General features: G+C 45.7%; 20 protein-coding genes and 1 pseudogene. 2 read left to right on the plus strand and 19 right to left on the minus strand.

Annotation, left to right across the window (positions count from 1 at the left end):
* Nucleotides 1-6: 6 nt before the first annotated feature.
* Both L0M85_RS07625 and L0M85_RS07630 read right to left on the minus strand, forming a co-directional pair.
* On the minus strand, nt 7-324 hold the full coding sequence (locus L0M85_RS07625; protein ID WP_195214330.1) for a thioredoxin family protein: 318 nt from the start codon (nt 322-324) through the stop codon (nt 7-9).
* Nucleotides 321-611, minus strand: a complete 291-nt coding sequence (locus L0M85_RS07630) for a DUF4651 domain-containing protein (protein WP_238656779.1) — start codon at nt 609-611, stop codon at nt 321-323. The genes L0M85_RS07625 and L0M85_RS07630 overlap by 4 nt, the downstream gene beginning before the upstream one ends.
* Before the next feature lie 146 nt (nt 612-757).
* On the opposite strand from L0M85_RS07630, the gene pepA reads away from it, so the two are divergent.
* Together pepA and L0M85_RS07640 are read left to right on the plus strand one after the other, a co-directional pair.
* Nucleotides 758-1,822 (plus strand): glutamyl aminopeptidase, encoded by a 1,065-nt coding sequence (gene pepA / locus L0M85_RS07635; protein ID WP_238656780.1) that lies wholly within the window; start codon nt 758-760, stop codon nt 1,820-1,822.
* Nucleotides 1,823-1,980: 158 nt separating this feature from the next.
* Nucleotides 1,981-3,465, plus strand: a complete 1,485-nt coding sequence (locus L0M85_RS07640; protein WP_238656781.1) for a DUF1846 domain-containing protein — start codon at nt 1,981-1,983, stop codon at nt 3,463-3,465.
* 109 nt (nt 3,466-3,574) lie between these two features.
* On the opposite strand, the gene L0M85_RS07645 is transcribed toward L0M85_RS07640, so the two are convergent.
* From L0M85_RS07645 to rpoC, 17 genes and pseudogenes are all read right to left on the minus strand, one after another.
* Nucleotides 3,575-3,730 (minus strand): hypothetical protein, encoded by a 156-nt coding sequence (locus L0M85_RS07645; protein ID WP_006595124.1) that lies wholly within the window; start codon nt 3,728-3,730, stop codon nt 3,575-3,577.
* Nucleotides 3,731-3,826: 96 nt separating this feature from the next.
* Complete coding sequence (gene folK, locus L0M85_RS07650; protein WP_040803178.1) at nt 3,827-4,642, minus strand: 2-amino-4-hydroxy-6-hydroxymethyldihydropteridine diphosphokinase; 816 nt, start codon at nt 4,640-4,642, stop codon at nt 3,827-3,829.
* Nucleotides 4,643-4,668: 26 nt separating this feature from the next.
* A complete protein-coding gene (folE, locus tag L0M85_RS07655; RefSeq protein ID WP_006595126.1) occupies nt 4,669-5,223 on the minus strand; it encodes a GTP cyclohydrolase I FolE in 555 nt (184 codons plus the stop codon).
* A 1-nt stretch (nt 5,224) separates the two neighbouring features.
* Nucleotides 5,225-6,529, minus strand: coding sequence for a folylpolyglutamate synthase/dihydrofolate synthase family protein (locus tag L0M85_RS07660; RefSeq protein ID WP_238656782.1), 1,305 nt, complete (start codon nt 6,527-6,529; stop codon nt 5,225-5,227).
* 16 nt (nt 6,530-6,545) lie between these two features.
* Nucleotides 6,546-7,502 carry a dihydropteroate synthase gene (folP, locus tag L0M85_RS07665; protein WP_238656783.1) on the minus strand — a complete coding sequence of 319 codons (957 nt, stop codon included), beginning with the start codon at nt 7,500-7,502 and terminating at the stop codon, nt 6,546-6,548.
* Between the two features lie 159 nt (nt 7,503-7,661).
* On the minus strand, nt 7,662-8,336 hold the full coding sequence (locus tag L0M85_RS07670; RefSeq protein ID WP_238656784.1) for a type II CAAX endopeptidase family protein: 675 nt from the start codon (nt 8,334-8,336) through the stop codon (nt 7,662-7,664).
* A 151-nt stretch (nt 8,337-8,487) separates the two neighbouring features.
* Nucleotides 8,488-9,684, minus strand: coding sequence for an acetate kinase (locus tag L0M85_RS07675; protein ID WP_023022080.1), 1,197 nt, complete (start codon nt 9,682-9,684; stop codon nt 8,488-8,490).
* 48 nt (nt 9,685-9,732) lie between these two features.
* A complete protein-coding gene (locus L0M85_RS07680) occupies nt 9,733-10,686 on the minus strand; it encodes a class I SAM-dependent methyltransferase (RefSeq protein ID WP_023022079.1) in 954 nt (317 codons plus the stop codon).
* A gap of 31 nt (nt 10,687-10,717) precedes the next feature.
* The gene (gene comGG / locus L0M85_RS07685; RefSeq protein ID WP_006595132.1) at nt 10,718-11,164 is read right to left on the minus strand and encodes a competence type IV pilus minor pilin ComGG; all 447 of its coding nucleotides are present in this window, start codon (nt 11,162-11,164) and stop codon (nt 10,718-10,720) included.
* On the minus strand, nt 11,130-11,582 hold the full coding sequence (comGF, locus tag L0M85_RS07690; protein WP_040803180.1) for a competence type IV pilus minor pilin ComGF: 453 nt from the start codon (nt 11,580-11,582) through the stop codon (nt 11,130-11,132). Before comGF ends, comGG begins: the two co-directional genes overlap by 35 nt.
* Complete coding sequence (gene comGE, locus L0M85_RS07695; RefSeq protein ID WP_006595134.1) at nt 11,566-11,859, minus strand: competence type IV pilus minor pilin ComGE; 294 nt, start codon at nt 11,857-11,859, stop codon at nt 11,566-11,568. The genes comGF and comGE overlap by 17 nt, the downstream gene beginning before the upstream one ends.
* Nucleotides 11,825-12,250 carry a competence type IV pilus minor pilin ComGD gene (gene comGD / locus L0M85_RS07700; RefSeq protein ID WP_042507426.1) on the minus strand — a complete coding sequence of 142 codons (426 nt, stop codon included), beginning with the start codon at nt 12,248-12,250 and terminating at the stop codon, nt 11,825-11,827. Before comGD ends, comGE begins: the two co-directional genes overlap by 35 nt.
* Nucleotides 12,219-12,591, minus strand: a pseudogene (gene comGC, locus L0M85_RS07705) (competence type IV pilus major pilin ComGC). The gene comGD and the pseudogene comGC overlap by 32 nt, the downstream one beginning before the upstream one ends.
* Nucleotides 12,588-13,610, minus strand: a complete 1,023-nt coding sequence (gene comGB, locus L0M85_RS07710) for a competence type IV pilus assembly protein ComGB (protein WP_238656785.1) — start codon at nt 13,608-13,610, stop codon at nt 12,588-12,590. The pseudogene comGC and the gene comGB overlap by 4 nt, the downstream one beginning before the upstream one ends.
* Nucleotides 13,552-14,493 carry a competence type IV pilus ATPase ComGA gene (gene comGA, locus L0M85_RS07715; RefSeq protein WP_238656786.1) on the minus strand — a complete coding sequence of 314 codons (942 nt, stop codon included), beginning with the start codon at nt 14,491-14,493 and terminating at the stop codon, nt 13,552-13,554. The genes comGB and comGA overlap by 59 nt, the downstream gene beginning before the upstream one ends.
* Before the next feature lie 106 nt (nt 14,494-14,599).
* Nucleotides 14,600-14,977, minus strand: a complete 378-nt coding sequence (locus L0M85_RS07720) for a DUF1033 family protein (RefSeq protein ID WP_006595139.1) — start codon at nt 14,975-14,977, stop codon at nt 14,600-14,602.
* Nucleotides 14,978-15,182: 205 nt separating this feature from the next.
* Nucleotides 15,183-18,836, minus strand: coding sequence for a DNA-directed RNA polymerase subunit beta' (rpoC, locus tag L0M85_RS07725; protein ID WP_154854059.1), 3,654 nt, complete (start codon nt 18,834-18,836; stop codon nt 15,183-15,185).
* Between the last annotated feature and the right edge of the window lie 62 nt (nt 18,837-18,898).

The following is an 18,898-nucleotide window of genomic DNA, read 5'->3' on the forward strand; positions in this document are numbered from 1 at the left end:
TTTCTCCTACTTCAATCCTGCTAAAAATTCTGAAATCTGAGCCTTGGTTTTGCGATCACGATTGACGAAACGCCCCAGTTCCCGATCCTTGTCTAGGACCACTAAACTCGGAATGCCATAGATATCCCAAAGCTTAGCCAGGTCTAGATACTGGTCTCGGTCAACCAAAATGAAGGTAAATTCAGGGTTGTCTGCTTCAATCTCTGGCAAAAAGGGCTGGATATACCGGCAATCGCCACACCAATCCGCTGAAAAGAAGAAAACCTTCTTTCCTTCTTGCTCGACGTAGCGGGCTAATTCCTCTAAGGACTGTGGAATGATCATAGTTTTTCCTCTTCATAGTGAAGGAGGCCCTCTTCATAGACAAAGCGATAGTGGCGCTCATCTTCAAAAATGAGCCCTCCTACCAGACGCTCTTCGCTTGATTCATAGAGTTCCACATAAAGGGTCGCAATCTTCCCCATATTCTCCATTTGCTCACGGACTTCTGCGACTAACTCTTCTTGCGTCCGCAGACGTTTTTGATCTTTGGCAATTTTATAGGCCCCAAGGGCTAGAGCACTTGCACTAGCTACTGCAAGGCTGGTTAAAATGATTTTTTTTGCTTTCATACCTCATATTGTAACACAAAATACAAGCTGGGACAACGAAGGAGAATAGATCCCCCCATCATGACAATCTGCTTTCATTCCCGTCAACTGCCACTACCATCTCGACTAAAAAAGTGATAAAATAACAATCAGAAAGAAGGTAACTTATGACTGATTTATTTTCTAAAATCAAAGAAGTAACAGAACTTCCTGCCATCTCCGGCCATGAAGCGCCTGTTCGCGATTATCTACGCAAACAGATCACTCCACATGTGGATGAAGTGGTCACAGACGGCTTGGGAAGTATTTTTGGGGTACGCCACTCAGAAGCGACTGATGCTCCTCGCATCATGGTCGCCGGCCATATGGATGAAGTTGGCTTTATGGTCAGTGAGATCAAGGCAGACGGCACCTTCCGCGTGGTTGAAATTGGTGGTTGGAACCCGATGGTGGTCAGCAGCCAACGTTTCACCCTTTTGACCCGCGATGGCCATTCCTACCCTGTCATTTCTGGATCTGTTCCTCCGCATTTGACGCGTGGCGCAAACGGTCCTGCTCTTCCAGCAATCGGGGATATTGTCTTTGATGGCGGCTTTGCCAACAAAGAAGAAGCCGAGAGCTTTGGAATCCGTCCAGGCGACACCTTGGTCCCTGAAAGCACTGCAATCTTAACAGCCAATCAGAAAAACATCATCTCCAAAGCTTGGGACAACCGTTATGGGGTCTTGATGGTCAGCGAATTGGCACAAGCCCTCTCTGGACAAGCCCTAGCAAACGAGCTCTATGTCGGAGCGACTGTCCAAGAAGAAGTCGGACTGCGCGGTGCTGGGACTTCTGTGACCAAGTTTGATCCGGAAATCTTCCTGGCTGTTGACTGTTCTCCAGCGGCAGATGTCTACGCAGGCCAAGGGGCCATCGGAGAAGGAACCCTCCTTCGTTTCTTTGACCCAGGTCACCTCATGTTACCAAATATGAAGGATTTCCTCCTCACCACTGCTGAAGAAGCAGGCATCAAGTACCAATACTACTGTGGAAAAGGGGGAACGGATGCTGGAGTAGCCCACTTACGAAGTGGCGGAGTCCCATCTACTACCATCGGAGTCTGTGCGCGCTACATCCACTCTCACCAAACCCTCTATGCCATGGATGACTTCCTTCAAGCCCAATCTTTCCTTCAAGCCTTGGTTAAAAAATTGGATCGTTCAACCGTTGATTTAATTAAGAATTATTAATATTTTCCCAAAATAATTGTTTTAAACCCCCATTTTGGGGTTTTTTTGATATAATACTGAATGAATATTGCAACGGGTGTTCTTTTGCACTCCCCTTTCCTTACGTGGAAGGCGGAGCACCGCTAAAGACCACCCTCGCTTCTTTATTGGAGGTTTAAATGAAGAAACAAGCTTTTAGTTCCGAAAAGTATTTGAATTTGCAACGCGATCACATCCTCGAACGGATCAACCAATTTGATGGTAAGCTCTACCTAGAGTTTGGAGGAAAAATGCTGGAAGATTTCCATGCTGCCCGCGTACTCCCTGGTTATGAACCGGACAATAAAATTAAACTTCTCCAAGAACTTCGTGACCAAGTGGAGATTGTCATTGCCATTAATGCCAGCAACATCGAGCATTCAAAAGCGCGTGGTGACCTAGGAATCTCTTATGACCAAGAGGTCTTTCGCTTGATCGATAAATTCAACGAATTGGGCATCTATGTTGGTTCTGTCGTCATCACTCAGTATGCTGGTCAACCAGCCGCAGATGTTTTTCGTAAACAGTTGGAAAAGAATGGCATCGCCTCTTACCTCCACTACCCAATCAAGGGCTACCCAACGGATATGGATCACATCATTTCTCCTGAGGGAATGGGGAAAAACGACTATATTCAGACTAGCCGCAATCTCGTTGTCGTGACAGCTCCTGGTCCTGGTTCTGGTAAATTGGCCACTTGCATGTCCAATATGTACCATGACCAATTAAATGGCATCAAATCTGGTTATGCTAAATTTGAAACCTTCCCAGTTTGGAACCTGCCTTTGCATCACCCAGTGAATTTGGCCTATGAAGCTGCTACTGCAGACCTTGACGATGTCAATATGATTGACCCATTCCACCTCCAAACCTATGGCGAAACAACGGTCAACTACAACCGGGATATCGAAATCTTCCCTGTCTTGAAGCGGATGTTGGAACGCATCCTTGGAGAATCTCCTTACGCTTCCCCAACAGATATGGGTGTGAACATGGTCGGCTTTGCCATCGTGGACAATGACGCAGCGATTGAAGCCTCTAAGCAAGAAATTATCCGCCGTTACTACCAAACCATTCTAGATGTGAAGGCAGAGCGTGTCGGAAACGGAGCTATTAAGAAAATTGAACTCTTGATGAATGACTTAGGCATTTCACCAAAAGACCGCCAAGTCACCGTCCTTGCCCGTCAAAAAGAGGAAGAAACCGGTGAACCTGCCTTGGCACTGGAATTGCCGAACGGAGAAACCGTGACAGGTAAGACTTCTGACTTATTTGGTCCAACGGCAGCTGTTCTCATCAACGCCATCAAGAAATTGGCCCATATTGATAAAGAAACCAAGTTGATTGAGCCAGAATATGTGAAACCAATCCAAGGCTTGAAGATCAACCACTTGGGCAGTCGCAACCCTCGCCTCCACTCAAATGAAATCCTCATCGCCCTCGCCATTACCGCCATGAACCATCCAGAGGCAAATCTTGCCATGCAAGAATTGGGTCGATTGAAAGGGAGCGAAGCCCATTCAACAGTCATGTTGACAGACGAAGATAAGAACGTTCTTCGCAAACTGGGCATTCATGTGACCATGGATCCAGTTTACCAATACGATCGCTTGTACCGCAAATAAAGAAAGGCAAGGCTAGACCGTTGGTCCTAGCTCCATATACAAAAAATCCCCTGAGTGCCTGAACCAGTTGGCACCCAGGGGATTTTTCATAGTTTAATTGGATGGAGAGTTACCTCTCCTTAAAAAGATAGAGGCCCACAATCAGTATCGGGACAAGGAGAAGGGGATACGCTTCTTTTGGCAGTAAGTCCGTTTCCAAACTCAACCAAAGGAAAAAAACAGCCAAGACAATCGCGATCAACCATTTTACAAGATAAGATTTCATGACGCCCACCTACCCCTAATCTATTTATGCATAGTATACTCCTGCTCAGTCAACCTGTCAAGGTAAAAAAGGTAGTTGACCTAAGGGTCAACTACCTTATGTTTCTTTCACAGCCTCCCACAGTTGTCGGATCTGTTTTCTTTGGACAGGATCCACAAAGTAAGGAGCAATTTCATTCAAGGATTCTAGGACAAATGCCCGTTCTGCCACATACGGATGAGGGAGAATCAAATCTGGACTATAGAGGATCAAATCCTCCATATAAAGGAGATCCAAATCGATGACCCGTGGTCCCCATTTGATCTCACGAATCCGGCCCATTTCTAGTTCGATTCCTAGCAAGGTCTCAATCAAGTCTTGGGGCGTAAACCAAGTTTCGACCTCTACGACTTGGTTGAGGAAGCTATCCTGCTCGACCCCTCCCCAAGGTGCTGTCTCAATCTGAGAAGAGGTTTGGAGAATCGTAAGCCCCTTTTCTTCTAGTCTAGATACAGCCGTCTCCAACTGTTGTCCCTTATCGCCCATATTGGTTCCCAGACCAATAAAGGCTCGTCTTTTTTCTCGTTCAATCGTGACCGAACAAGTATCCAAAGGTAGAGGAACTGGCGCCCAAGGTTTTTTCAGCTCCAGTCGAGCCTTTTTGACAAAGTCATAGGTTGCAAAAATCTTCTCCACAAGCTGAAAAGCTACTGTCTCAATCAAATCAATTTTCTCAGCTTGAACCCAATTTGTCAGTTGCTCTGCTAAGATTCCATAATGGATTGAAGCCGTCAAATCGCCCGTCCGAGCAGACTTTGTCATCTCATAATCGACACAGACATCCAGGACAAAGCGTTGCCCCAATTCCTTTTCAGCGGAAAACACACCATGATAAGCATAAATTTCCAAATCTTTGATCCGTAATTGATCCACCATCGTCACCTCAGTTTATCTAGGGATTAGTGTCCCATTAGTTTATAGGCTTCGTTTTTCAGGTCTTTATCTGTCTCTAACAAGCCACGCGCTGCTGTCGTTACAGTAGCTGTCCCTGGTTTGCGTACCCCACGCATGTTCATGCACATGTGCTCTGCTTCCACCCAGACAAGGGCTCCCTGCGCTCCCAGATACTCCATCAAGGCATCCGCGATTTCCACTGTCAAGCGCTCCTGGATTTGAGGCTTTTTGGCGTACACTTCCACTGTCCGAGCTAGCTTAGAGAGGCCCGCTACGCGCCCATTTGGGATATAGGCAATGTGGACCTTGCCATAGAAGGGCAAGAAATGGTGTTCACACATCGAGTGGAAGAAGATATCCTTTTCTACCACCATATTGTTGTCCACAATCTCAAAAGATTTTGATAGGTGGACTTCCGCAGTTTGGTTGAGACCTGCAAAAATCTCTTGGTACATCTTGGCAATGCGTTCTGGTGTTTCTTGCAAGCCCTCACGGCTTCCGTCTTCACCGACTGCGTCGATAATCATCTTCACGGCTTCTTGAATTTTCTTTGTATCCATGTTATCTCCTACTGATTTCTTCGATTAGAAAGGCTCTCACCTGAGCCAAAAAGTACAAGGATCCCGTCACTAAGAGGAGATCAGATTGTTGCAATTTTCTTTCTAGATATTGGGTTAAAAACACCTTCCATTCTTGATAAGGCAGGCCTTTTTGATGGGCTATTTCCTGCATGTCTCTCACGGAATAGGCGCGTGAATCCTCAAAGGTCGTCAAGGTTAATTGACTCTTTTCCAATCCGCTCCATAGTTCTAGCATCTCCTCAATCGCCTTAGTCTGGATACAGGTAAACAAGACTTGTTTGTCCAACTGTCCATACCGTTCTTTTATGGTGGCTACAAGAGGGGCTACTGCATGCGGATTATGGGCGCCATCTAGAATGATGAGGGGCTGGGTCGAAATAACCTCTAGGCGTCCCGGCCACTGGACCCCTTCCCAAGCTTGGAGGATTTCTTCTCTGCTTAAGAAAGAGAGCCCCTTTTCTTGACAGAAGGTATCGCAGAGAGCCAGGGCCAGTCCAGCATTGTCGACTTGATGAAGTCCCAAGAGCCCTGTCTTTAGTTGCATTTCTTCCCGATACTGGCTCTGATAGCCAAAAACTTCCCCGTCTGCCAGTGACTCTTGGTAGCTAACTAAAAAGTCCTGACCTAACAGCTCTACTGGTGCCGATAAGCAGTTCGCTCGCTGCACAATGACTTCTTGGGCTTCCAGTTCCATCCGACCTAGCAAGACCGGAATCTTTTCCTTGATGATTCCCGCCTTCTCTCGAGCAATGGAGGCCAAATCCGGACCTAAGAGAGCCACATGGTCCAGGCCAATCGTCGTGATGGCTGTCAAGATAGGCTGACAAACATTGGTACTATCGAGACGACCACCCATGCCCACTTCCAGAATGACCACATCTGGCTTTTCTGCTGCAAAATAATCAAAAGCCAGAACGGTCATCAACTCGAACTCGGTTAAGCCCAGCAAGGTCTGATCAGAACTGTTTTTTGCAAGCAAGTCCTGATAGAGGGACAGATAAGTCTCTAAATCCTGATCTGAGATAGGAAGACCATTGATACTGATTTGCTCATGAAAGGAAACTAGATAGGGGGATGAGAAAACACCAACCCGCAACCCTTTCGCCTCTAGTAAAGACCGTAAATGGGCTAGGGTCGATCCTTTTCCATTGGTCCCAGCTAGATGGATTACAGGACAGGCTAAGTGTGGGTTTCCCCTCAAGGCCAGCAGGGCTTCCATTCGCTCCAAGCCAAAATGGGGCTCGGAAGAACGATAAGTAGCTAACCAACTGAGATCTACTGTCATATCTCTTCTCTTTTCTTTAGCGATATTGTTTCAAATGAAGGTCCTGCGCTTGATCGGCTTGGTAGATCGCACTACCGATAGCTACCGCCATCTTATGGAGGGGGATATCATGCACACGCACAATTTCTACCCCTTGGCTGGCAGCCACACTCGTCAAATGACTGGATGCCAAATCCCGATTGTAGAATACTTCTTTCGTTTCAGGGTCAGTCTCAAATCCCTCTTCTTCCAGAATATTAACCACAAAGCGCTTCCGAGAGACTCCTAAAAAGATTGGATACCCCTTAGCATGAATGGTTTTTAAGTCCTGCAAAAGTTGGAGGTTTTCCCGCTTGGTCAAGCCAAAACCAATCCCAGGATCTAAGAAGAGTTGATCCGGACTCAATCCCGCCTCCTCTGCTAGCTCAAGGCTCTTAGCAAAGAAGGTCCACATGCAGTCTTGGATAGAGAGACCTTCAAACTGCGCCAACTCCTCTGATGAAAAGGCCGGCTCAAAACCAAAGGTCGGAAAAATGACGGAACTTGGATGATGAGGACGAGCCATGACTGGATTAAACATAAGAATGGCTCCAGCCTGAGCTTCTGCAATCACCCCAGCCATTTGCGGATCTCCTAGCAGGCCTGTGATATCATTGACCAAGTCTGCGCCAGCTGCTAGGGCTGCACGAGCGACCTCTGACTTCCAAGTATCAACCGAAATCAAGATATCACTCTCTGCTCGAATCGCTTCAATGACGGGCACGACTCGCTGGATTTCTTCCTGAATTTCCACAAAATGACTCCCTGGACGTGTGGACTCCCCACCAATATCCAGTATGCTTGCCCCTTCTGCTATTAACTTTCGAGCTTGCTCGAGAGCTCTATCTACCGTTTGGTAACGCCCCCCATCTGAAAAGGAGTCGGGGGTGACATTGAGGATGCCACATAGAAGTGTCCTATCCTTGCCTAGTTGTCTCCATTCACTCTTTGACATATCTTCCTTCATCTTTCTACAGAAATGCCAACCAAGCATAGAAAAGAGGTTAGAATCTTTCCAACCTCCGAGTTTGTCTCTATCTGCGCCTAGATGCTTCTTTGGTAGCTTACCAAAGCTTCTGAATAAAACCCATTGGTCCTATCATTCTACCATATTTTAAGCGGGAAGAAAAGAAACCAGAATAGTTATCAGAAAGGCAAAAGCATTCATGGTAAAGTGCAATAAAATCGAATATTCTACTCGTTTGTAGCGGTAGGCAACCCAAGTCAAGATGAGGGACATGCCCCCATAGATAATCCAGGAACCAAGATTACTTGGTGTATGTAAATAGGCAAAAACAAGAGCCCCAACCAAATAACCAATTTTTTCGTTCCCCTTAAAGATCAAGCGGGGAATCACAGCACGACAGATAATTTCTTCTCCTAAAGGTGCCACTACAACAATGAGCAAACCCATTGCCAGCTGAGGGGCCAAGGAAGCCACCCCTTGGATGGTCTCTTGGTTAGCTGTCGTCGCCTCTCCCAACTGTCGAAGAAGGTTAACCCCAAGAGCATTATTGGCCAGCAACAGGAGAAAATAAAGGAAATTTCGCCCAATATCTCTGCCTTTGATTCGTGAAAAATCTAGTGAATCAAGTGGACTCCATTTCATAAACCACCAAAGCAAATAGACGAGGAGCATGGTGACCCCAAGGACCAAACTATTGATCGTCCAATTTGACCAAGCATTTTCAATCCCCAAGATCAAAGCGATCATGGGTAGTTGAGTCGCTATAAATAACGGTATTCCAATTAGTAACCACAGACCATTTGAAACCCATTTTTTCTCCATCCAATTTTCCATTATTTTACCTCGATTATCAAACTATTTTTCTAGTATAGCATAGATGAGCTACTGGGGCAAGCCCAAGTAGAAGTCACACAAGAGAAAAAAGAGGCGCTTCAAGTCAGCCTCTTCTCTCTTGTTTTTATAGAATAAAGTCTTATCCCTTGTTTTTAAAGCGTTCAACATCACGTGCAATGACTAATTCTTCGTCCGTTGGGATGACCAAGACTCTCACTTTAGCATCCGCTGTTGAAATATCGCCTTCTGCACCAAAGACATTCTTTTCTGGATCAAGCTCACAACCAAACCAAGTTAAGCCGTCAATGACTTGTCCACGGATCGTTTTAGAATTTTCCCCGATACCAGCTGTAAAGATGATGGCGTCTGCTCCATTCAAGACAGCAAAGTATTGACCGATGTATTTCTTAATACGGTCGACAAAAATGTCGTTGGCCAAAAGTGCCTTGTCGTTTCCACTGCGCATGGCTTCGTGGATATCGCGCATATCACTAGAAAGCTCAGACACCCCTAGAAGACCAGATTCACGGTTCAAGATACGACTAATATCTTCTGGACTGTTGAAGTCCTCTGTGTGCTCCATCAAGTAAGGAATAATAGCAGGGTCAATATCCCCTGTACGTGTTCCCATCATGATGCCACCAAGTGGTGTGAAGCCCATAGACGTATCGACAGAAATCCCTTTGTCTACCGCTGTAATAGAAGCTCCATTCCCAATGTGGCAGGTGATTAATTTCAACTCTTCGATTGGTTTTCCAAGAAGCTTCGCAGCTTCGTGGGCTACATACTCATGGCTGGTCCCGTGAGCCCCATATTTACGAACCTTGTTTTCTGTATAGTACTTAGTTGGAAGAGGATAACGATAAGCTTTTTCAGGCATTGTTGTATGGAAAGAGGTATCAAATACAACAACGCTGGTAATATCTGGTAACAATTCTTTAAAGGCACGGATCCCAGCAGCGTTGGCAGGGTTGTGCAATGGGGCCAACAAAGAAAGTTCCTCAACCTTTTGAATGACTTCTTCATCTACAAGAGCAGACTCTTTGAAGTACTCGCCACCTGCAACGACACGGTGCCCTACTCCAGTGATTTCATCGTAGGAAGAAATAATATCGAAACGAATCAAATCATCGAGAAGGATTTTAACCGCTTGTGTGTGGTTCTCGATATCTAAAACCTGTTTTTCCGCTCGACCGTCAAATTTTACTGTCGAAATGGAATCTTTAAGTCCAATTCTCTCGATGAGCCCTTTTGCCAAAACTGTTTCTTCTGGCATTTGGTATAATTGCCATTTCAAACTTGAACTACCTGCATTAATTGCAATTGTTTTCGTCATTTTTTTACCTCTTTAAGCGTTTTCACTCCTATTATAGCAAAATTTTGTTTAAATTTCACTTTCTTTATTCCAGTTTTGAAAACTTTCACGGAATTTCATGAGGTCTTCCTGGTCTTGCAAATCAGTCAAAGGATAGACAAATGGTTGGACCACCGCTTCTTCTTGCTTGCGGAAAACAAAGATGGTTTTTGCTAGATTGGCTGATCGAAAGAGGTTCTCTGGCAAGGTCACCATGGCCAAGACCTGAGCATGATCCTGCATCCATTGTTTCAGCAGAGGACTCTGCTCGCTCGTCAAGAGATCATTCGGAGCTAGAAAAATAGCGACGCCACCTGGTTTTAAGTATTTTAGCGATTGTTCAATCAATAAATGATGGGCATAGGTGTGGCCCTGAGGGGAAGCGACCTGGTAACGACTCGCAATGGCATCATCTGGATAATAACCGACAGGTAAATCGCTGATAATCACATCGCTCTCTTTCAAAACTTGTGGACGAATGGCATCACCTTGGGCAAAATTCACATCCGCCTTCATCACTTCTGCCATACTAGCCGCAAGGTCAATCAAGAGATCATCAATTTCCAAGCCCAAATAATCTAAGGAACGCTGACAGTTGTTCATCAAGGTTTGGGCCAAGTTCCCTGTTCCACTCCCCATTTCTAGCACATCTACTTGATCGGAACTCGCCAACTGATCCACTAGGAAGACCAGAAGAAATCCAATCCCATCTGGCGTAAATTGGTGATTGGCCTGTAGGGGCTCTGTTTGGGCAGCCTTCATCAAAAGATACTGGAAGGAACGACGCCACTCTTCCTTGTTTAAGTTCAAGTCCTTCAGGCGCTGGTTGTTTTCCTTCACTAGAGTCAACTCTGTTTGCCCATCCAGATAGATGGCATTCTGCTCAACTAGAGCATCATAAAAGTTGGTCTGCAAATCATTTTGGATAGTTTGGGTATTCTCTAATAGGTAGCCGTAGGCTTTCTCAATTTTTTCGAAATTCATGCTTTCCTCCATCTCTTAATCATATCAAATTTTAAGAGTTTTCGCTATGCTTTTCGAAGGCCTGAGGCTTCTCTTCCTCAGTCGTGGTCGGGTGGTCTGTGGCCGAATCTGGAGCCTGCTTCTCCTTTTCCTTCTTGTCGGTTTTTTTCTTTTCACGAGGAGGTAGAGCAAAGGTGAAATGATAGCTTCCCCCATCTTGTAAGTGACTCGTTACGTTGGCAAAGCCCGATTTTTCTTCCAAATCGACTCGACCAGTTGAGAAGGTTATGGTTTTTTCTTCCCGATCCCAAGTATCAATCGCCAATTGAGCTTGCGCATAAGCCTGGATCCGGTGCTGACTAGCAAGGAGGATCCGTCTCTCTGCCACTTGTCTGTTCAGGTAAAACTGAAGCAAGAGACTAAAAACCGCCGACATAAAAAGGGCATAAAGAAGGATCCCGGCCTCAATCTGCTTCTTTTTTATCCTTTTCCACCACACGGTAGACCACCTCCCTTTCTAACCCTTCTTCAAAGCGCAGTTGAATAGACACCAGATCTCCTCTTTTTTCAATCCTGGCGGATTCAACTCCATCTATCATCGGTTGATAGCCACGGCCAGTCGCATCTGTCTTTCGGATATCTCCCCCCTTAGCCAGTCCAATGGCTATGGGTTTTTGATCCTGAACAAGATAGAATTTGTTATCTCTGACCTCTTCAAATTGGCTACGAGACAATTCAATGTCCAGCTGGTCCTGAAAGAGCAACCATTCCTCTTGCTTGATGTGACTTTGGTACTGGAGTTCTTGACGCAAAAGGCTTGTCAATCCTTGAAACACCAATAAACCACCGCTGATGACGAGCAGGGCAACCAAGGCCTCCAGTAAAGTAAAGGCTGGCAGTTTAGTTCTTTTCAACAGCAATCACAACCTTTCCTTCATGATAGACCTTTAAGGACTTGGCAGACCTCTCCACCTGGACACTGACCTGATTGATGCTCAATTGATCCTGCCTGGTCTGGATCGCCATTTTTGCGACTCGCAAGACTTCTCCTTGTCTCAACTCTTCTAAGCGCTGCTGTCGCGAGTCCCCTAGCTCTCCCAGCACAAGGGTCGTGAGGACACCAAACATCGCTAAGGCAATCAGTCCTTCTAACAAAAGACTAGCGGGGAGCCGTCGATTTTTTAATTTTTCCATTCCCAATTGCCAACTGATAAGTCACCACCTCTTTCTCTGTCTGAAATTGAATCTTGGTCAGGCTTGAATTGCCTCCTGCTGGATCAAAGGTCAGTTGCTTCTCTCTGACCACTTCCACCCCTTTTGGAAGCGGTAATTCTTGATAGGGACTATGAACCCCACCGTGGTCGATGGAAAGAAGAGCTCTCTCCTCTTTTGCAATACTCATCTTTTGTGTCTCCTGATAGACCCGTTCAAATTCCGAGAAAAACAATGTTTCTTCCACCTGCCCAAAGGCTTGATGGACTGACCCAGCTAGCAGCCAACATAGAAGACTGACGATACCTAGAGTTAGTAAGCTCTCTAGAAGGGTGAAAGCTTTAATCTGCAACCGCACGGTGATCACCTGCATTCTTCACATAGTGAGCACGGTAGGCTTCTGCTTGTTTTTGAGTGATTTGTCCTTCTGCGACTAGCTTAGAAAGACTAGCTTTTTCATTCTGATGATTGAGTTCATAGAGCTCAGCCTGGCTCTCCACGACTTTGACGACTGCTCGATTTCCTGTATCTGTTACCGAATCTTTCTGCTTGGTCAAGTTCGGAACAAAGAGCAAGAGAAGAACGCTGATAATGAGCAAAACAACTAACATTTCTAATCAAGGTGTCCTATTCTCTCCATTAATCGATAAATTTACTATCCTTCATTTCAATCAGAGTAAAAGCTTTTACCTTGAGTGTGCGCAATGATTTCATAAAGGAACCTCCAAATTTTCATAAATCGGCAGCAACATGGCTGCATAGAGCAAAACAATCATAAGAGCAACAAAGACAAAGACCAGTGGTTGAACGACATTCATGGCCTTGTTCAAACGATGGAAAAAGCCTGCCCAGGTCTTGTCTGCATAGATCTCCAGCTCACTACCGAGCTTGGATTTGGCTTCCCCATATTCAATCATGAGGGCCAGCTCTCGTTTAAAGAAAGGATAGGTCTGAATATGGTCAGAAAAAGACCTGCCACGAGCCAATGCCCGCTCTAAATCCTGTCCAATCTCTCGAAAGAGACGGGAACGTTGCCCCTGCATCACAGGAAAAATTTGATTCAGCTCCAACCCTTGGGCAATCATACTTCCCCATTCTCGAGCATAAAAAGCGGTCAGATAATCCTGTAGGAAGGGGCGAAGAAAAGGAAGTCTAGCCAAAGATGAAACCAGGGCCAGCCGCTTGGCACGACGGCCTAGGAAAAGGAGCATCAAAACTCCAATCGTCAGCAACACACTCCCTAACAAAACATACTGGGGAAAAACACTGATCAGTCGTGTCGCCCCATTTTGACTCTCCAACTGAGGCAAGAGATAATTTTTCAGCCCCAGCATAATCAAGATCAAAAATCCCAACAAGAGCACGGGATAGGTCGCCACCTCAACTAGTTTCTTTCGAACCTGGGTCAGATTTTCCAAGTAGCTACGGATTTTTTCCAAACTTAAGGTAACATTTCCATGCTGCTCTGCCAGTGCCAATTGAGTCGTTACCTGATCGGAGAAACCTAGATCAGAGAGAATGGCTGACAGGGGCTTTCCGTTGGCTAGTCCAGCTTGCATTCTTTCAACAAAATTGGCTTCTACCAATTGACTGCGCCGAAGAAAGTCGATGACCTCTGATAAATGAAAGCCACTACTGTAGAGATTGTGAAAGAGCTCAATGACATGTTCTTGCTTAGCAATCGATAATTTTTTCGGCTTGCGCCTGACCCAGCTCAATATGTCCCGCTTCATAAAGTGCGTCCATTTGCTGGTTCCACTTTTGACTGGAGTGGTTTTGGTAATCTTGGATGGCAAAGTCAGTGACACCTCCTCCCTTTATCAAACGCTGGTAACATATCCCTTGAAGGACAATCCGTAACTCCTCCTCACTCACCCCCAACTCCAATAGGCGTTCATAAACCCCAGGAATGCTCTTGGCATGGATGGTGGAAAAAACTGTCACACCTGTCAGACTAGCCCGAATAACTGCGCGAGCTGTCTCCGTGTCACGGATTTCTCCGATGAGGAGGAGATCTGGGCGATGACGCAAAGACAGTTTAATCAAGCTATCATAGGTCATGCCAATCGCTTCATTGAGTTGCAGTTGCAGCATCTCTTCCTGCTTAATTTCTACGGGATCTTCAATTGACATGACTTGTTGCCCTGAAAATTTCTTCTTGGCCAGGGCATGCATCAGTGTCGTCTTCCCCGATCCGACTGGACCTGCAAATAAGTAGAGCCCCCGCTTACTCACCTTCTCTTCTAGCTCTTGAAGTTGGTCGAACCAGAAACGGAGCTCCCGGTCCTCATTGTGGAGCAGGCGAATGACCAAACTCTCATATCCCCTATAGTCTCCCACAGTAGACAAACGTAAGGACAAGACCTTATCCCCTAGAGAATAGTCACAGGAGCCCAATTGACTCCGGCGCCTTTCCCCCACATTCATCCCTGCCATAAACTTAAAATGGCTGACGACCGCTACCATTTGTTCTTGTGAATAGGTCTCGATAAAGCGTCGCTCATCCCCAACCCTTAAAAAGAGCTGATAGTCTGACGATCGAGGAACAAAATAAATATCCTGAGCTTCGGCATTCGATGCCATTCGAATTATGGATTGTGCAATTTCTTGAACCATATTTCCTCCTTTCACTATATAATTCGCAAATAATTGGCCAACTAACGCTGAATTTAGAAAAAAGAGCAAAAAAAAAGAAACTCAACTGCATATTGAATTTCTCTTCCTATAGATTATTGCTCTCGTAGTCTAGCTTACAAGAGCGATGAGCCGTGTGGGCATTCTCTTTTTCGTAGCCTGGACGGCGCTTGCTTCTCGGTATCTTCTGATCGTTTTCTAGCAAGGCGACTGAATGATATTGTTGCACGTATTCCGCACATTCTTCACACCAGCGCTGATCCTCAGGATCCCAAAAAATCGTCATTAAATCACTTCTACTTTTAAATAATGGAGATTGCTCTCTTAAAAGTAACCATTGGCGTTTGTAGTATTTTAGGGCTTCATAATAGTCATCAAAACTCTGACTAGTGACAATGTCCTTCTCCCAATCTTCTAAAAACCACCAGGGTTCGTAATCCCCATACATTTCAATTACTTGATACATATTTCTCTCCGTCCTTTGTATCCAATATTATATATAAAATCCTTTGATAATAAAAGAATTCTGCTTATGAAAGAAAAATACAGTAGATTTCCCGAATATTTTCTCCATTTTATTTCAAAATATACCCCGACGAAGGAAAGCTAGGCTATTTTTTGACACAAACAAAAAGAAGCCCTACTGATAATCAGTAAAGCTTCTTTTGGGATTAATTTTCTTCCACTACAGTTGCTTCAACCATTTCAGTTGTTTCTTCTGTAACAGGAATTTCTTCGATAATTTCGACTTCATTGACTGCTTGTGGTTCCAAGTTACGGTAACGAGCCATACCTGTACCGGCAGGAATAATCTTACCGATGATAACATTTTCCTTAAGTCCAAGGAGATGGTCTTTCTTACCACGAATCGCTGCGTCAGTGAGGACACGAGTTGTTTCCTGGAAGGAAGCCGCTGACAAGAAACTATTGGTTTCAAGAGAGGCTTTGGTGATTCCCATAAGGACAGGACGAGCCGTCGCAGGAACCCCACCAGAAATAACCACATCACGGTTGGCATCTGTAAAGTCTGTGATATCCATGAGAGTACCCATGAGAAGGTCTGTATCTCCTGGATCCATGACACGAACCTTACGGATCATTTGACGCACCATTACCTCGATGTGTTTGTCGCCGATTTCTACCCCTTGGCTACGGTATACTTTTTGTACTTCCGCAAGGAGGTAAGTTTCAACTGACAAGACATCACGGACAGCAAGGAGACGTTTTGGTTGGATAGACCCTTCTGTAAGAGCCGCACCACGAGAGACTTGATCTCCCACTTCGACTTTCATGCGGGCTGTGTAAGGGACAACGTATTCTCCCTCTCCAGTCGCACCACGTACAAAGACTTTCTTGGTCCGTGTAGAAGCATCTTCTTCAATGGCTGTGACTTCCCCTTTGACCTCAGTGATGACCGCTTCCCCTTTCGGATTGCGGGCTTCAAAGATTTCTTGGACACGAGGAAGACCTTGCGTGATATCAGTATTTGAGGCAACCCCACCCGTGTGGAAGGTACGCATGGTCAACTGTGTACCAGGTTCCCCGATAGATTGGGCAGCGATGGTTCCGACTGCTTCACCAACCTCAACCGCATCACCAGTCGCCAAGTTGATACCATAACAGTGACGGCAGACACCATGACGAGTGTTACATGTGAAGACAGAACGGATGGTCACTGCTTCAACACCTGCATTGACGATGTCACGAGCGATATCTTCTGTAATCAAGGTATCAGGACCAACGATGACTTCTCCTGTTTCAGGATGTTTAACAGTTTTCTTGGTATAACGACCTGTCAAACGTTCTTCCAATGGTTCAATCATTTCTTTACCATCTGTAATAGAGGTAATCAGAAGTCCACGGTCAGTTCCACAGTCATCTTCACGAATGATCACGTCTTGGGCAACGTCAACCAAACGACGAGTCAAGTAACCTGAGTCGGCTGTTTTAAGGGCCGTATCGGTCATCCCTTTACGAGCACCGTGAGTAGAGAAGAACATTTCCAAAACGCTCAAACCTTCACGGAAGTTTGAAAGGATCGGCAATTCCATAATACGTCCGTTCGGTGCGGCCATCAAACCACGCATACCGGCAAGCTGTGAGAAGTTTGAGATGTTACCACGGGCTCCAGAGTCCATCATCATAACGATTGGGTTCTTCGGATCTTGGTTATCAATCAGACGTTTTTCCAATTTCTCACGGGCTGCACGCCATTCAGCTGTAACCGCATTGTAGCGCTCATCATCTGTAATCATCCCTTTACGGAACTGTTTGGTGATTTGTTCTACACGTTTGTGAGATTCTTCAATGATTTCAGCCTTGTCTTCAACAACTGGAATATCGGCAATCCCCACTGTCAAACCAGCAAGGGTTGAGTGGTGGTAACCTAAGTCTTTCAAACGGTCCAAGAAAGCAGATGTTTCTGTTGTACGGAAGCGTTTGAAGATTTCCGCGATGATATTTCCAAGGTTTTTCTTCTTGAATGGAACATTTAATTCCAATTTCTCAATCGCTGCTTTGACATCTTGACCAGGCTCTAAGAAGTACTTAGCTGGAACGCCTTCTGTCAAGTTAGCATTATTTGGCTCTTGAAGATATGGAAGTTCTGCAGGCATGATATCGTTAAAGAGGATCTTACCAACAGTTGTCAAGAGAATCTTGTGTTGTTGCGCTTCTGTCCATGGTTTGTTCAAGCTATCCGTCGCAATTCCGACACGGGTATGCAAGTGAACATATCCATTGCGAAGAGCCATGACCGCTTCATCACGGTCTTTGAAGACCATGCCTTCGCCTTCACGACCAGCTTCTTCCATAGTGAGGTAGTAGTTCCCCAAAACCATATCCTGAGATGGGGTAACGACTGGCTTCCCGTCTTTCGGATTCAAGATGTGCTCAGCAGCAAGCATCAAGATACGAGCTTCTGCTTGGGCTTCTTCTGAAAGCGGTACGTGGATGGCCATTTGGTCCCCGTCAAAGTCGGCATTGTAGGCTTCACAGACAAGTGGGTGCAAGCGAAGAGCTTTCCCGTCAATCAAGACAGGTTCAAAGGCTTGGATCCCCAAACGGTGAAGGGTCGGTGCGCGGTTCAAGAGAACTGGGTGTTCTTTGATCACTTCTTCCAAGATATCCCAGATCCGCTCATCTCCACGTTCGACCAAGCGTTTAGCGGCTTTTACGTTTTGCACGATATCACGCGCAACGATTTCACGCATCACGAATGGTTTAAAGAGCTCGATGGCCATTTCACGTGGCACACCACATTGGTACATCTTAAGAGTTGGACCAACGGCGATAACGGAACGTCCTGAGAAGTCCACCCGTTTACCGAGCAAGTTTTGACGGAAGCGTCCTTGTTTCCCTTTGAGCATATGGCTCAAAGATTTCAGTGGACGGCTACCTGGTCCTGTGATCGGACGACCACGACGACCGTTGTCGATCAAAGCATCAACGGCTTCTTGGAGCATCCGTTTTTCGTTTTGCACGATGATACCAGGGGCATTCAACTCAAGCAAACGTGCCAAACGGTTGTTCCGGTTAATCACACGACGGTAAAGGTCATTCAAGTCAGAGGCAGCAAAACGGCCACCATCCAATTGGACCATCGGACGAAGATCTGGTGGAATAACGGGAAGGATGTTGAGAACCATCCATTCTGGCTTGTTGCCAGATTTGTAGAAGGCATCTAAGACATCCAAACGGCGAACTGCCTTCACACGTTTTTGACCAGTTGCAGTCTTCAATTCTTCTTTCAAGACAGCAATTTCAGCTTCCAAATCCACTTGTTTCAAGAGGTCTTGGATCGCTTCTGCCCCCATCTTAGCTACAAAAGAACCTGGTCCGTATTCGCGCAAGCGTTCACGGTATTCACGCTCTGTCATGATGGACTTATGCTCAAGCGGTGTATCTTTTGGATCGATCACCACGTAAGCTGCGAAGTAGATGACTTCTTCAAGGGCACGAGGACTCATGTCCAAGGTCAACCCCATACGAGAAGGGATGCCTTTAAAGTACCAGATGTGTGACACAGGTGCTTTCAATTCGATGTGTCCCATGCGTTCACGACGAACCTTGGCACGTGTTACTTCCACACCACAGCGGTCACAAACGATCCCTTTGTAACGGATCCGTTTGTATTTTCCACACGCACATTCCCAGTCTTTTGTCGGTCCAAAGATGACTTCATCAAAGAGACCTTCACGTTCTGGTTTCAATGTACGGTAGTTGATTGTTTCAGGTTTCTTGACCTCTCCATAAGACCATGAACGGACCTTGCTTGGAGAAGCTAGGGTGATTTGCATACTTTTAAAACGATTTACATCAACCACTATTTCTTACCTTTCTTTATGTTCATTATCGATTGTATGTTCTTCTGCTTTTTGGCGAAGGA

Source organism: Streptococcus sp. DFI.7.26 (genome assembly GCF_022240605.1).
GTDB lineage: Bacteria > Bacillota > Bacilli > Lactobacillales > Streptococcaceae > Streptococcus > Streptococcus xiaochunlingii.